This is a genomic window from uncultured Mucilaginibacter sp. (genome assembly GCF_937859865.1).
Classification (GTDB): Bacteria; Bacteroidota; Bacteroidia; order Sphingobacteriales; family Sphingobacteriaceae; genus Mucilaginibacter_A.
In genome coordinates, this window is sequence record NZ_CALMAT010000103.1 from 26,184 (window position 1) to 39,691 (window position 13,508).

General features: G+C 42.1%; 15 protein-coding genes. 8 read left to right on the forward strand and 7 right to left on the reverse strand.

What is annotated here, in order from left to right; translation table 11 throughout:
* Nucleotide 1 precedes the first annotated feature (1 nt).
* Complete coding sequence (locus Q0192_RS10800; RefSeq protein WP_299289494.1) at nt 2-808, forward strand: DUF72 domain-containing protein; 807 nt, start codon at nt 2-4, stop codon at nt 806-808.
* A 108-nt stretch (nt 809-916) separates the two neighbouring features.
* Here Q0192_RS10800 and Q0192_RS10805 read toward each other — a convergent pair whose 3' ends face one another.
* Both Q0192_RS10805 and Q0192_RS10810 read right to left on the reverse strand, forming a co-directional pair.
* Nucleotides 917-1,135 (reverse strand): hypothetical protein, encoded by a 219-nt coding sequence (locus Q0192_RS10805; protein WP_299289495.1) that lies wholly within the window; start codon nt 1,133-1,135, stop codon nt 917-919.
* A gap of 73 nt (nt 1,136-1,208) precedes the next feature.
* The gene (locus Q0192_RS10810; protein WP_299289496.1) at nt 1,209-1,340 is read right to left on the reverse strand and encodes a hypothetical protein; all 132 of its coding nucleotides are present in this window, start codon (nt 1,338-1,340) and stop codon (nt 1,209-1,211) included.
* A gap of 228 nt (nt 1,341-1,568) precedes the next feature.
* On the opposite strand from Q0192_RS10810, the gene Q0192_RS10815 reads away from it, so the two are divergent.
* The 3 genes from Q0192_RS10815 (at nt 1,569) to Q0192_RS10825 (ending at nt 4,206) form a co-directional block, all read left to right on the forward strand.
* The gene (locus Q0192_RS10815) at nt 1,569-1,934 is read left to right on the forward strand and encodes a hypothetical protein (RefSeq protein ID WP_299289497.1); all 366 of its coding nucleotides are present in this window, start codon (nt 1,569-1,571) and stop codon (nt 1,932-1,934) included.
* 279 nt (nt 1,935-2,213) lie between these two features.
* Nucleotides 2,214-3,188: an ATP-grasp domain-containing protein gene (locus tag Q0192_RS10820; RefSeq protein WP_299289498.1), complete on the forward strand. Its 975-nt coding sequence runs from the start codon at nt 2,214-2,216 to the stop codon at nt 3,186-3,188.
* Nucleotides 3,189-3,192: 4 nt separating this feature from the next.
* Nucleotides 3,193-4,206, forward strand: a complete 1,014-nt coding sequence (locus Q0192_RS10825) for an LLM class flavin-dependent oxidoreductase (protein ID WP_299289499.1) — start codon at nt 3,193-3,195, stop codon at nt 4,204-4,206.
* Between the two features lie 77 nt (nt 4,207-4,283).
* On the opposite strand, the gene Q0192_RS10830 is transcribed toward Q0192_RS10825, so the two are convergent.
* Together Q0192_RS10830 and Q0192_RS10835 are read right to left on the reverse strand one after the other, a co-directional pair.
* Entirely contained in the window at nt 4,284-5,204 is a 921-nt protein-coding gene (locus tag Q0192_RS10830) for a helix-turn-helix transcriptional regulator (protein WP_299289500.1), read from the reverse strand.
* Between the two features lie 18 nt (nt 5,205-5,222).
* A complete protein-coding gene (locus Q0192_RS10835; protein ID WP_299289501.1) occupies nt 5,223-6,116 on the reverse strand; it encodes an NmrA family NAD(P)-binding protein in 894 nt (297 codons plus the stop codon).
* A gap of 292 nt (nt 6,117-6,408) precedes the next feature.
* Between Q0192_RS10835 and Q0192_RS10840 the strand changes: the two genes are divergently transcribed.
* Nucleotides 6,409-6,828 carry a DUF6640 family protein gene (locus Q0192_RS10840; RefSeq protein WP_299289502.1) on the forward strand — a complete coding sequence of 140 codons (420 nt, stop codon included), beginning with the start codon at nt 6,409-6,411 and terminating at the stop codon, nt 6,826-6,828.
* A gap of 210 nt (nt 6,829-7,038) precedes the next feature.
* A complete protein-coding gene (locus Q0192_RS10845; protein ID WP_299289503.1) occupies nt 7,039-7,236 on the forward strand; it encodes a hypothetical protein in 198 nt (65 codons plus the stop codon).
* 125 nt (nt 7,237-7,361) lie between these two features.
* On the opposite strand, the gene Q0192_RS10850 is transcribed toward Q0192_RS10845, so the two are convergent.
* Both Q0192_RS10850 and Q0192_RS10855 read right to left on the reverse strand, forming a co-directional pair.
* The gene (locus tag Q0192_RS10850; RefSeq protein WP_299289504.1) at nt 7,362-9,125 is read right to left on the reverse strand and encodes a hypothetical protein; all 1,764 of its coding nucleotides are present in this window, start codon (nt 9,123-9,125) and stop codon (nt 7,362-7,364) included.
* 105 nt (nt 9,126-9,230) lie between these two features.
* A complete protein-coding gene (locus tag Q0192_RS10855; protein WP_299289505.1) occupies nt 9,231-10,115 on the reverse strand; it encodes a manganese catalase family protein in 885 nt (294 codons plus the stop codon).
* A gap of 385 nt (nt 10,116-10,500) precedes the next feature.
* Here Q0192_RS10855 and Q0192_RS10860 point away from each other — a divergent pair, with 385 nt between their 5' ends.
* Entirely contained in the window at nt 10,501-11,178 is a 678-nt protein-coding gene (locus Q0192_RS10860) for a hypothetical protein (RefSeq protein ID WP_299289506.1), read from the forward strand.
* Nucleotides 11,179-11,315: 137 nt separating this feature from the next.
* Here Q0192_RS10860 and Q0192_RS10865 read toward each other — a convergent pair whose 3' ends face one another.
* Nucleotides 11,316-12,836 carry a GH3 auxin-responsive promoter family protein gene (locus tag Q0192_RS10865; protein WP_299289507.1) on the reverse strand — a complete coding sequence of 507 codons (1,521 nt, stop codon included), beginning with the start codon at nt 12,834-12,836 and terminating at the stop codon, nt 11,316-11,318.
* Nucleotides 12,837-13,311: 475 nt separating this feature from the next.
* Between Q0192_RS10865 and Q0192_RS10870 the strand changes: the two genes are divergently transcribed.
* A partial coding sequence (locus Q0192_RS10870) for a hypothetical protein (RefSeq protein ID WP_299289508.1) occupies nt 13,312-13,508 on the forward strand: 197 nt, incomplete at its 3' end.

The window sequence follows — 13,508 nt, forward strand, 5'->3', positions numbered from 1 at the left end:
TATGCCGGTAAAAGAAGCATCGGGCTTCAACCTAAAACCAAAAGAAATGGAAGAAACAGAAACAGGAAAATTGTATTCGGGTACGAGTGGTTTGGTTTTGCCGGTCCCTAATAAAGCTGCTTTTCCGCCGCAATTTCAGGATAAAAGCCGGTTAACTTTTTATGCTTCCATATTTAACAGCATCGAAATCAACAGTTCGTTTTACAAAATCCCGATGGCCAAAACGGTTGCAAACTGGGCGGAAAGCGTGCCGGAAGATTTCAAGTTTACCTTTAAACTTTGGCGGGAAATTACGCACAACAAAGGCTTGGATTTTAAACCGGAAGATGTTGTCCGTTTCATCCAAACCATTGCTTTGGCAGGAACAAAAAAAGGATGTTTGCTGGTGCAGTTTCCGCCAAGTTTGACCGCTACAAGTTTGCCGCAATTAGAAAAATTATTAAGTGTGATTAAAGAAGCCGACCCGCAGCAGGAATGGAAACCGGCTGTGGAGTTTCGCAACCGTTCGTGGTACAACGAGGCGGTTTACCGTTTGTTGGATCAATACAAGGCCGGTTTGGTTTTGCAGGATATGCCCGCTTCGGCAACGCCGTTTTTAGAAAATGATTTGGACTTTGTTTACCTCCGTTTTCATGGGCCGGGCGGCAATTACAAAGACGGTTACGACGATGATTTTTTGAGCGAATATGCCCAATATATCAAAAGCTGGCAAGAAGAGGGCAAAAGCGTTTTCGTTTATTTTAATAACACGGCCGGCGATGCGGTTAAAAATCTGATCAGTTTAAACCAGTTGGTGCAGCAAACCTGACACCAATTTTTATCCGGTAAAAACAGCATTGCTTCACCCGTAATTTTTCTTCAAAATATATTTCTTAACCAAAAATTTTCCTGCCGATACTGTTTTTTTGCGGGGAAATTACTTTACGCCTTTCAACCGTTCCTGAGAAAAATATTCAACAAAAAAACCGCGCTTTAAATCCTGGGCATTGTAAAAAAGCCCTTTGCGGCTTTTGTTGTAATCCAAAATTAAAAACTTGGTATGGTGTACTTTAACCGTATCTCCCGGTTTAAAAGTGTATGTTTTTTGTGCTTTGCAAGCGGTAAAAAGTAAGAAAAGAAGTAGGTATTTTTTCATGTTGACAAGGTTTTACAGGAAGTGTAAAACCATTACCGTACCCGAACTTTTGATGTGTTTAGAAGCAAGGTTTTTATCCGTTAAAAAACCTTGATGCCTGTTTCCGCAACTTGTGGATTTTTAGAAGTCGTTTTTCTTCCCCAAAACTCCCCACCGGTTGTTGCTGCTGGTTGTGTTTTGCTTTTTTCCGGAAGATCTTTTTCATTGGTTTAAAAAACTGCTTTTGCTTTTCCCGCAATAATTCATTCAATCTACAAAATCAATTTAATGTCGGAAGAAATTGAAAAGCTTGTTTTTTCTTTCTTGGAAAATCATCCTGAAAATTTCTTCACCAATTTTTGCCTGGTAAAAGAAGCATTGGCGGTTGGGTTTTTCTGCTGGCATTTTTATTGGAAATGGCTTATTCAAACAATAAAAACATCCTGCTAAAACCATGTTTAATTTCGCCCCTTTGCGCAACCAAATCCTTCAATTGATCATCAACAACCCAGTTCCTTACCGCAATACAGATGTCAGAAACCCATATCTTGTTTTGAGCATCAATTTGTTTTTTGCCAAGTACAAGTCGGTGGTTTTGAACGAATTGTATTACAAAGGATTGATTGAACTGCATGGCGATGTCGGCATGTTTATCAAAGCAAAAAGCGCAAGTGCAACCCGGTATTTGCGGGTGGAGGCTTCGATCACATCAAAAGGAATGGCTTATTATTATACCCATATTTTAAAATCATCACCTGCGGCAGAACAAGAACCAGGTCAGGAAGATTTTAAACGGCCAAAATTGAACATCGTACGATAATATCAATTTAAAACATAGTTCAACTTAAACAAAAAGCCTTATTTGCAGTGTTTTTTTGAAAAGGGGCGCGGTTAATTTCGGCCCCTTTTTTTGCATTTCTTCAAAAATACAGACAGAAAAAAGGTGCATAAAAGAAGCATCCATTCTGATTATTTTGTACTTCCCGTTATCTTTCTAAAACAAGATGGATTGTAAAATCATTAATACATCATCTTCGTTTGCGCTAAACGTTATTGTTAATTGTAGCTTTAAATTTGCTGCTCATCAATCAAAAACGCTATGAACCCATTTATCATATCCCACGAACACCCAGACTGGTTTAAACCTTTGCTGGCCGAGCTGAAAAAGCGCGGCATCCCTTTTCAAACCGTAAACCCGACACAGCATTTTTTTGCCATAGAGGAAGAAAAACCGGCCTTCGATTTGTTTTTTAACCGGATGAGTCCGTCGGCTTATTTGCGAAACGGCATCCAGGGCACATTTTATACACTCAATTATTTAAAGCATTTAGAAACGCATAGCGTTCGGGTCATCAATGGTTATCAGGCTTTTACCTACGAAACTTCCAAAGCTTTACAGTTGATGCTGATGCAGCAATTGGGCATCAAATATCCGAAATCACATGTGGTAAACCATGTTTCGCAAATTGAAGCGGCTGCGGAAGGATTACGTTTCCCGATTGTGGTCAAGGCAAATATCGGCGGCAGCGGTGCGGGGATTGAAAAATTTAATTCGATAGAAGAAGTACGTGAAGCCATTAAAAATAACCAGGTAGATTTTGGCGTGGACCATACGGCTTTGGTTCAGGAATTTGTTCCGGCGCGCGGCGGTTACATCACACGGGTAGAAACTTTAGGCGGAAAGTTTTTGTATGCCATCCGCGTTTACGTTACCGGCGAAACGTTTAACCTTTGTCCGGCTGATGCTTGTCAAACCACAACCGGTCAAGAACTGGTACGCAACGCCTGCGCTTTGGATGCGCCAAAAAACGGTTTGAAAGTGGAAGCGTTTACGCCTTCGGATAACATCATTCAAAAGGTAGAATTGCTAATGCAGCGCAGTAAAATTGATGTGGGCGGAATTGAATACATGATTGATGACCGCGACGGCGAAGTGTTGTATTACGATGTGAACGCATTGTCCAACTTTGTTGCCGATGCCAAAAACGTAATCGGTTTTGACCCGCACGAAAGATTGGTTGATTTTTTAGAACAGCAGGTAGCCGAATTGCAACCCATAGAAAAAGCATATTAATAAGATGAGATACGGATATTGGATGCCTGTTTTTGGCGGCTGGCTGCGCAATGTGGCAGACGAGCAAATGCAGGCCAGTTGGGATTATGTAAAACGTTTGGCCATCCGCAGCGAAGAAATTGGTTTCGATTTGGCTTTGATTGCCGAACTCAATTTAAATGATATTAAAGGTGAAGAAGCGCCGTCGTTGGATGCATGGTCAACCGCGGCGGCTTTGGCTGCCGTAACCAACAAGCAGGAACTGATGGTTGCCGTTCGGCCAACTTTTCATAACCCGGCGTTGCTGGCCAAAGCGGCTGCCAACATTGACCACATCAGCAACGGCCGCGTTTCTTTAAACCTGGTTTCTTCCTGGTGGAAAGACGAGGCGGAAAAGTACGGCGTGCATTTCGAGCAGCACGACGACCGTTATGCGCGTTCGGCCGAGTGGCTGGAAGTTTTGGACAACGTTTGGAAGAAAGACCATTACAGTTTCCAGGGAAAATATTACCAGGTAAAAGACAACGTGCTGCAGCCTAAACCGGTTACCCAGCCGCGGCCGCCAATTTATGCAGGCGGAGAATCAGAAGCGGCGAAAGATTTGATCGCTTCCACTTGTGATGGTTATGTGATGCACGGCGATTCGCCCGAACGTATTGCCGCCCGTATTGCCGATTTGAGCGAACGCCGCGAGAAAAAAAGTTTGCCGCCGATGCAGTTTGGCGTTGCCGCTTACAGCATAATCCGCGATACCGAAGCAGGCGTAAAAAAGGAATTAGACCGCATCACCAACGTGCAGGAGGGAAGCGCCGGTTATAAAAACTACCAGCAATGGCTTTCGGGTACGCAATTGGAGCAGCAAGTTTCTTTGCAGGATTACTCGGTTTCAAACCGTGGCTTACGGACCGGACTGACCGGGACACCGGCACAAGTGCAAGACCGGATTGGCGAATTTGAAAACGTTGGTGTCAACTTTTTTCTGTTGCAATGCAGCCCGCAATTGGAAGAAATGGAACGGTTTGCCGAAGCGGTGATTTGATAATTTAAAGCAAGTAAAAACAGTATCAGTTTGCAGCGTTAAAAACCGATGCTGTTTTTACCGGTATAAATTTAAGGTCAGTTAAAAGCATTTCTAAATTCCAAAGGCGAAAGGTTGGTTTTGCTTTTAAACAATTTGCTGAAAGACTGCGAATGCTCGAAACCTAATTCATAAGCAATTTCGCTGATGGATAACCCGGTGGTGGATAGTTTTTCTTTTGCTTTCTCGATCAGTTTTTCGTGGATGTGTTGCTGGGTGCTTTGCCCGGTCAGTACTTTCAGCATCGCGCTTAAATAATTGGGCGAAATGTTTAAGGCTTGGGCAACATCGGCAACAGCAGGCAAACCGTGTTTTGCAATGGCTTCGCTTTTAAAGTTTTCAGACAAGATTTCCTCCAAACGATTCAAAATACCATGGTTCGTAATTTTCCGGGTCAGGAATTGGCGATGGTAAAAACGGTCGGCATAATTCAGCAATAATTCAAATTGAGCAATGATAATATCCTGGCTAAATTTATCCATGTTGGCACAGTATTCCTGCTCCATGTTTTGCATCATGCCGATGATCGTAGTTTCCTCTTTTTCCGACAAAAACAAAGCCTCGTGCACCGAATAACTAAAATATTCGTACTGCTTTATTTTTTTGGCAAGCGGCGTGTTCCACAAAAAATCGGGATGGACGAGCAGCATCCAACCCGTATGTTTGATGCTTGTACCTTTGCCAACTTCAATTCCTAAAACCTGTCCCGGCGAAATAAAAAACATGATGCCTTCATCAAAATCGTATTCCTGCTGCCCGTATTTCATCTTTGCATTGAAATCCTTTTTGAGCGAGATGGAATAAAAATCAAAGATGATACTGATGGATTCTTTGTAAGGCAAACGTTTGATTGATTCAAAATTGATCACACTAATTAAAGGGTGTTCCGGTTTCGGAAGGCCCATCAACTGGTGGTATTCGCTTATCGTTTTTATGCGGAAAGGTTGGTTGCTTGCCATATTACAAGATAGATAATTTTATTCAAAAGCAGCAGCAGCTTCCTTTACAAAATCCTTGAGCTTTACTTTGCCCATTTCGGTTGGTTTATGGCGGTTATAATCTTCTGCTATTAAACCGCTGTGCAGGCCAGCGTACATTTCGGTTAAACCGGCAGCAATTTTTGGGCTTATCCCTACGCCAAGCAATCCTTTTTCTGCTTCTTCATCGGAAATCAGCACCCATTTTAAATCAGGTTTTCCAATGGCCTCACCCAAAATCCGGGCAGTTTCGTTTCCGGTAAGTTCTTCACTGGCTACATAATGTATTTTTCTGCCGGTAAAAGAAGCATCAATTTCTTCGGCAACGGCAGCGGCAATATCAATTGGAGAAACCCAGGGAATTACATCTGCCGCGCCATAATTTGCCGCGATAATCCTTGCCGATTTTATCATCGGTGCATAACTCAATAAATTGTAATAAAAAGAAGTAGGGCGCATGTGCGTTATCGAGATTTCCTCCGGCAGTCCGTTCAAAATTTGCTCTACCTGGTGTGCTCCCAATAAAATCCCATTCCCCTTATCTAAATGCGCACCAAAAGTGCTGAGGTTGACTACCCGTTTAACGCCTGATTGCCTAATGGCTTCTGCATAATTATTTCCTAATTTTTGGTAAAACGCCATCAAATCAAAGTTTGGGTCGAAGTAATTGTTCGGCGGAACCATGCAATAAACTGCATCGGCACCGCTAAATGTAGCTGTAAGAAAACCGGCATCTTCCAACGAACCAATGGCAGCAGTAGCCCCCAATGCTTCAATCTCTTTTTGTTTTTCGGCTTTGCTGCTGATGACGGTTACGGCATGTCCTTTTTGCACCAATTCTTCTGTTAGCGGCTTGCTGATGTTCCCTAAAGAACCTGTTACGATGATTTTCATAAATGATTGTTTTTTGTTTACTGTACAAGTGTCGGTACTTCCTGATTGTTTGTTGTAGCCGTTTCTTTGATTGTTGTAGCCGTTTCTTTTGTTGCAAATAATTTACAACTTATTGCCTTTTATAAAGTTAACCATTACTGCCGATGCTTCTTTTATCACCATAAAATCAGTGTCAAGTAACGGGGTTTTTGGCCGGGTCAAATTTTAAAGCCTCCATTAATTGATACTTTAGCTGCTAAGAAGATCATGGATACAAAAATCAATTTTAGGCATATTAATTAAACAAGCAATAATGAAATCAATTTCAATCGGCAAAATACTCATTACGCTGGTGGCCATTTGGGCAACGGCAGGGTCTTACATTTTCGACTGGAACAAAACGCACATTTACAATCCCCGCTGGCCGCCGCATGCCAAATTTCATAATGCACAAACCATGCTGCTCGGCACAATGATTGGCCTGTTGTCGCTTTATGTTCTTTGGCTTCAAAAAGGCGACAAAATAACCATGCTTAGGCTGTCAGTTATTTTAGCAAGCTTTTATTGGATAACACAGGCAGGCGCGATTTTATTTCCGGGCACGGCACTGATTGACCCCGAATTTGCACATCCGGGACAACTGCCCGCACAATTGATTGTAGATGTGGTCATGCTGGTTATGCTTGGTGTTGGTTATATGTTGGAAATGAACCGTTTAAAGCAAGTTTTATAAAAGTGTTTTTTGCTTCAAGCTGCTTTGTTGTCAAAGTAATAAACCGAATGAACCAACGCAAACCAAACCGCTTTAAAATGTAACGGACAGGACAAAATTGAACCCAAAAACGATTAATTGTACGTTTAGTGATTTTGCAAACCTATGGCGCAGTTTTTAGTTGTAGTTAAAACAATAGTTTTAAATGTTTTACTAATTAATTTTTGAATTATGAGTACTAAAACAAACGTTGCCGACCAAGGAACAGACGGCACCAAAACCAAAAACAAAGGCGATAGCCAGCAAAGCAAGCAAAAAGGCGCGCCAAGCGTGAGCAAAAAAGAAAGCAAACACCGCAAAGATCATTCGGGCGGCGGCGGTGCAGATGCTGAGGATAATGTTGAGAAAAAGCAGCAGAACAGTATTTAAACAAAACAGGCAGTTGTCCAATTTCGGAAACTGCCTGTTTTGTTTTAGGGGAGTTTTGATTTGAAAGAAGAACTGGCCATGCTTCTTTTACCACATAAAAATTAGTGTGGTAAAAACAGTATTGGCTAATGGTTTTTCTTCTGCAATGCTTTGATCACGATGTTTTCGTTCGGTTTTTGTTTATGCTGATCGAAACCCATTATGGCAGATGACATGCCATCCATCGAACATTTATACAACAATCCGAAGAAAGATTCCCGCGGCCCGCGCGTAACATTGATCGGCCCTTTTCTAAACTTGCCGTTCTTTTTCGGGTTGTCGTTCGGCATAAAAGTGTTGGTCAAAAAAGAAAGCAGGCCACGCTTTTTCAGGTCGTTGTTCTTGTCGTCGTGCTTTAATAAAGCCACTTTCATGTTGGTATAATATAAATCCAAATTGCCTTTTGCCCCGTGGTCGTTCGCATCAATGTGCATCAGCATTTTATTGATTTTTGCCGATTGAATGGCCATCATCGCCAGCGGTTTTGCCAATGGGTTTAGCGCTGTTCCGTCCATCGGCCCCATTTGCACCGTATTGCTAAACGCGCCGTTTTTGCTAGCCAGGTTAAATTTATAGCTCACGTGCGTATCGCCGGCACCCATCATTTTGGCGTGCATAATTACAAACGCATAAGGGTTGTGTTTTTTTGCCGCCGTATTATTGGTAATGTTGAGGAACAGGCCTTCCGAATTTGTTAAAAACAAGGTTGCGTTTTCTTCGGATTTTTGCGCCGCGATCACATATTTGAAATAACCTTTGTGCATTTTCATGGTATCTATCGTGATATCAAAAGCCAATTGTTGTAGTTTTTGGTGCGGAAAAGGTTCCGGGCGAAGTGGCGGTGTCCGTTTTGGCGAGTTGTAATTGTTAAAAACCTCGCCCCAACTGCTGGCAATAGTTGCAGAACCAATGTGTATTTCCTGCCGCTGCAAAAAATGTTTGATATCAATATTCCGCATCACCATATCATTATAAATCAAATGGATGCGGTCTTTATCAAATTTGGCCGCTTTATAAAAAGCAACTTTGTCCAATCGCGGAACCAGCGATACTTCGTTTACCGACATCATTTTTTGTTCCGGAGAAAAATAGATGTTTTTGAAACTCAAACGGTACAAACTATCCGGCGTAGAAATGCGGCAAAGCTGCACTTTGGCAAACATCGTTTTTTTAGAAGTGTCTTTTGGATTGGTCAGTTTATCGCAGGTAAAACCATCCATCAAAATATTGAGGCGTTTTAACGAAGTGATTTTCTCCTTGCTTTCGTTCTGATTTACAAAAGTGAAATTCAGGTTATTGATGTTCAATCTTTGGATCGAAGTGATCTTCAAAAGCCCTTTCATCATTTTAACCAAAGCTGGCGGGTGCGCAGCTTTTTCGGCATTGACCGTATCGTTGTAAGAAAGCCGTTTGTTAACAATCCGAATTTGTGGGTGCTTCATCGTGATGCCCGCAATGTTAAACCGCCTTCCTTGCGGTGTTTTGGCAAAACCAAATTGGTCTAAAATCAAACTATCGGCAACAATCCGCATCACATCGTTTGGTGCTTTTCGTACAGCCAATAACCGTAGGTAAACGGCCGAATCAGGCAGCAGCTTAAAGTTGGTGATCAGTCCTTTTCCGGCATCAATATTGACTTCAAATCGGTCGTACTCAATATGGTAAAGGCTGTCGCTGGCTTCGGTTACCAACTTTTTCAATTGATCTGTGATTGCTTCTTTTGCCGCTGTATTTTTAGGGTTGGCCAGGTTTTTCTTTAAAAAATGCCAGCCCGCGTATCCGGCCAATAATAAAACAAGCAAAACACCGCCTACCCAGCCCCATACTTTTCCTTTAGAATGTTTCGCCATAATGCAAAAAAGCTAAACTGTCAGTTTTTATTGGATAAAAAACAGGTGCTAAAAGAAGCATCCGGCGTAATGCCCAATGCTTCTTTTAGCACCATAAAATTGGTGTTATGGCAATAAAGTATCTTTAATATTTTCAAGGATACTTTTATCGGCAACTGCGCCTTTTACTTGTTGTGTTTGTGCATGTCCTTGCAGATCCGGCGGCCCTAATTTAGGTTCTTGTCCCATCGGCGAAGCATAAACAAAACTGAACTCGCCTTTGCCGTCAATAGAAGGGCCGCTTGCCCAGCGTGCGTTGGGCGGCTGTGGTTTGTTAATATCGGTGGAGATAAAAGCATACTCGAACGCCCGTACTTCTTCCATCATCGGGAAGGAATTTGGAACCGGAAGGTTGTTTTTTACACCGCCTAAATCTTCGATCACGGCCAGCCACTGGTTTTGGTGCATTGTATCGCGGGCAATTAAAAAGGCAAGCATATCTTTCATGCCGGGGTCGTCCGTTAATTCCCACAACCGGGTTGCCAATACACGGCCGGTTGTTTCTGCCATCACATTGGCATACATATCAGCAACAATATTGCCGCTCCCAACCACCCAGGAGCCGTTAAAAGGTACACCATTGCTATCCACAGCCATAGCAGATAAACCTGCAGACAAAATATGCCGCGGGTCCATGCCGCCCATAATGCTGCCCACAATTGGGTTAGAGCCTGCAATTTGGTCTTTCAAATCCTTGGTGGCGCCTTCCAAATTTAAAGCAACAGCCGTGCTCAACATTTCAATGTGCGAAATTTCTTCGGTGCCGGTTTCTAATAACATGTCGCGGTATTTGGTTTCGCCGCGCGAGCCCCAAGCCTGGAAAAGATATTGCAAACATACCCGGATTTCGCCTTCGATACCGCCAATAGCCTGTTGTAATAATTTGGCATACGCCGGGTTTGGTTTTTCTACACGTACTTGGTACTGTAGTTTCTTGTCATGATAAAACATAATAAACGGGTTGGTTAAAATTTATAATAAAATTGATTGTGTTGTAAATCAGTTGGGCATGTACCGATGGTTTTGTAAATAATCCGAAAACGGATTTACCATACCATCACAAAAAGAAGCTGCTGAGACGATGAAAATTGGGTTGTTATTTAAAACTTTCCCACAAAAAAAACCTGCAATTGCCCGGATGGTTTTAATTTTAAATTAAATATTATTGCTGCCGGCCTATTTGCCATCAGGTTTAAGGGAAGAAGAAGCCTGTAAATTTAAATGCTTCTTTTATCGGTTAAAAATTTGTGTAGGCATGACCGTGATGGTTTTACAGGTCTTTCATCCAGATAAAAATTCCGGGAGAACCTTTTTTTTGAAAAGCTGTTGTGCCAGCATGCGTTTTAAAGCCGTTTCCGTCATTGCATTGCTACTGTTTTTAACCGGTATTTTTGTTTATGCCATCCATTATTTCTCTTCCAAACCTGCGCAATCAACAGGTGCCAAAACGCTCAACGTTTTTTATCAGCATAAAACCATTCCGAAAGTTGTTGAGCCGGAAATCATCAAAGCTTTGTCTTTTTATCCCGAACTGAAAGATACGCCGATTGATTTTGTATTCGACCCAAACACCAGCAAATCCATCATGCTGTCGCAACCGGTTTTGAAATCGTTTTTTCGAGGGCAAAATAACCGGACTTATATCATCAAAATAAACCCGCGTTTTGTAATGGTGCACCGTTCGATGCCGATCCAAAATGTGCCGCAGGATATTTTGACAGGCTGGTTTGGGCACGAATTAGGCCATGTGATGGATTACAGCCGACGCAACAACTGGCAAATGCTGCTTTTTGGGGTCGAATATTTATGTTCTGACCGTTTTTTGATGCAGGCCGAGCGCAACGCCGATACTTATGCCGTAAACCATGGTTTAGGTACTTACATCCTGGCGACTAAAAACTTTATCCTCAACAATGGCGATCTGCCTTTGGCCTACAAAGAAAGGATCAAACGGCTTTACCTTTCGCCGCAACAAATTATGGATTTAATTAAAAAGATTAAAAAGCCGATTTAAAGGTTGAACGTTTTGCTTTGTCATGCCGCACTTATTTCGGCATCCCTCTAATCACTGATTTTATGCCGATAAAAGAAGCATCAATCCTGTGGGGATGCCGAAATAAATTCAGCATGACAAAGCTTGTCCCAAAAAAATCAAATTTGGCTTTTAACAAAGCCTTCAAATTCCAAAAACTGTTCTTCTTTCATCACCCGCGGAATTTTAACCTGGCCACCCAGCTTTTTATTTTCTTCGCTCCATTTGTAAAAAACTTCCACCGGAACTGGTTCTACTTCCACACCTTTTAAAGCGCGCGTTCGGGCAACGTTGTAGTTTTTGTTGTTTTGGCGGAGGTTCTCGTCTAAGGCTTTTGCCACCGCATTTTTATCTAAATCTTTATCTGTGCTGATGTACCATTGCTGGACAAATTCTCCTCCGCGATGAATGGTTGAAGCGATAAATTCGTGGATGCAAACGTTAAACTGCTTTTCCATTTCCTGAATGGCAGCGTTCATCTGGATCACCGAAAGCTGTTCGCCGGCCACATTTGAATAATGCTTTGTGCGCCCGCTGATCCTGATTTCGTGCCGGTTTAAATCGGTAAACATCACCGTATCGCCGATCATATAACGCCACGCCCCGGCAACGGTCGAAATCAGCAGCACATATTCTTTATCAGCTTCCACATCTGCCAAAGTTAAAATTTCGGCGTTTTCGGCAATGGTTCCGTCTTCGTTCAAGTTTTTTTCTTCAAAAGGCACAAACTCAAAATAAATGCCGTTGTCAACCACCAAAGCCATTGCCGCAGTGTCCGGCCGCTTTTGCATCGCCAAAAAACCTTCGGAAGCGAGGTAAGTATCAATGTAAACCAATGGGTGCGCCAACAGCTTTTCAAAGCTTTTTTTATAAGGTTCAAAAGCAACGCCGCCGGTTGTGTACACAGCAAGGTTTGGCCAGATGTCGTGGATGTTGTTGAGTTTATGATAACTGATCACTTCTTTCAGCATCAGTTCCATCCAGGCCGGAATGCCCGATAAACTGCCAATGTCCCAATCGGCAGCCTGCTTGGCAATCTCTTTGATACGTTCATCAAAGTCATCAATATTGGCAATATCTTTTCCCGGTTTATAATAACCGCGGAACCAAAACGGGATTTTGCTGGCGCTGATGCCGCTGATCTCGCCGGCCAAATGCCCGTTGATATCTTTTAAATCCATGCTGCTGCCCAGCATCAAAATTTGTTTTTCGAAGAAAGCTGGCGGCAAATCAAAATTGGCCAGTGCGGCAACCTGCTGCAAACCCGAACGGCGAATGGCAGCCAACATATCATCGGTAACCGGGATTTGCTTGCTGGCGCTGGTAGTGCCGCTGCTTAAAGCCAGATAAGGCGTGCTGCCCGGCCAGGTAATATCGTTTTTCCCTTCGATTACCAAATGCCACCATTCTTTGTACAGCTTGTCGTAATCAAAAACGGGAACGGTTTGGGCAAAAGCTTTTACAGCGTTTTCGCTGTTCAAAATCGCTTCAAAATCGTAATGGCGGCCAAAAGCGGTATCGGCAGCGGTTTCTAATAAATCTTCCAGCACTTGTTTTTGGGCTTCGATGGGGTCCGGGTCTTTTACAAACTTGTCGGTAAATTCTATTGCTGATTTAATGAGTTCACCTATAATGGCCATGCTTCTTTTATCGGTTAAAAATGAGTGTGTTTAATCAGCAGCAAAATTATTAAAAGGATTAAGAATGTGGAGGATAAGCCAATAATAGTACTGCCAAATATTCGGCACCAAAGTTTTTTCAGTATAAATGCTTCTTTTATGCCATAAAATCATGAAGTTTTCGATACGTTTCAAGATCGAAAATCGCTCTGACAAGCCATCTTAATCCTGAAAATACCATTACTTTTACCACGTGCCATAAAAATAATTCAAATCATAGCACCTGTTTAAATTTTGTTCAATATGTTTTCTATGCTTCTTTTATCACCTAAAAATTGATAAACATTTGGTTTATTTAAATGGATGGGAACACCAATTTTTATAGGGTAAAAGAAGCATTATTGTTTTGACTAAAGGGCGGTTTCGGCTTATCTTTTATCGGACACTATGGATATTTTATTTGTAAACTTGTTATCAAATTTATCACCTGCCTTTTATGATGCCAAATAAAAATCAGCATTTCACTATTTGTTTTATATTCTTACTATGTCTATCCTGCTTAAACGTAACAGCACAGAAAAACTTGATCTCATCGCTTAATGAAGCTGTAATACCGCTACAAACTACAAAAGCCGATAGTAGTTTCGGCGACTTGCAGAAACTCGACAAGGTTTTGGCTGAAAAGAGAATTGT

Excerpts from the sequence above, each read along its gene's own strand:
- Q0192_RS10835 (WP_299289501.1), bottom strand. The coding sequence starts at position 6,116 with ATGAAAATCATCGTAACAGGTTCTTTAGGGAACATCAGCAAGCCGCTA.
- Q0192_RS10845 (WP_299289503.1), top strand. The coding sequence starts at position 7,039 with ATGAGTACTAAAACAAACGTTGCCGACCAAGGAACAGACGGCACCAAA.
- Q0192_RS10810 (WP_299289496.1), bottom strand. The coding sequence starts at position 1,340 with ATGAAAAAGATCTTCCGGAAAAAAGCAAAACACAACCAGCAGCAACAA.
- Q0192_RS10825 (WP_299289499.1), top strand. The coding sequence starts at position 3,193 with ATGAGATACGGATATTGGATGCCTGTTTTTGGCGGCTGGCTGCGCAAT.
- Q0192_RS10820 (WP_299289498.1), top strand. The coding sequence starts at position 2,214 with ATGAACCCATTTATCATATCCCACGAACACCCAGACTGGTTTAAACCT.
- Q0192_RS10800 (WP_299289494.1), top strand. The coding sequence starts at position 2 with ATGCCGGTAAAAGAAGCATCGGGCTTCAACCTAAAACCAAAAGAAATG.
- Q0192_RS10805 (WP_299289495.1), bottom strand. The coding sequence starts at position 1,135 with ATGAAAAAATACCTACTTCTTTTCTTACTTTTTACCGCTTGCAAAGCA.
- Q0192_RS10860 (WP_299289506.1), top strand. The coding sequence starts at position 10,501 with ATGCGTTTTAAAGCCGTTTCCGTCATTGCATTGCTACTGTTTTTAACC.
- Q0192_RS10815 (WP_299289497.1), top strand. The coding sequence starts at position 1,569 with ATGTTTAATTTCGCCCCTTTGCGCAACCAAATCCTTCAATTGATCATC.
- Q0192_RS10850 (WP_299289504.1), bottom strand. The coding sequence starts at position 9,125 with ATGGCGAAACATTCTAAAGGAAAAGTATGGGGCTGGGTAGGCGGTGTT.
- Q0192_RS10840 (WP_299289502.1), top strand. The coding sequence starts at position 6,409 with ATGAAATCAATTTCAATCGGCAAAATACTCATTACGCTGGTGGCCATT.
- Q0192_RS10855 (WP_299289505.1), bottom strand. The coding sequence starts at position 10,115 with ATGTTTTATCATGACAAGAAACTACAGTACCAAGTACGTGTAGAAAAA.
- Q0192_RS10865 (WP_299289507.1), bottom strand. The coding sequence starts at position 12,836 with ATGGCCATTATAGGTGAACTCATTAAATCAGCAATAGAATTTACCGAC.
- Q0192_RS10830 (WP_299289500.1), bottom strand. The coding sequence starts at position 5,204 with ATGGCAAGCAACCAACCTTTCCGCATAAAAACGATAAGCGAATACCAC.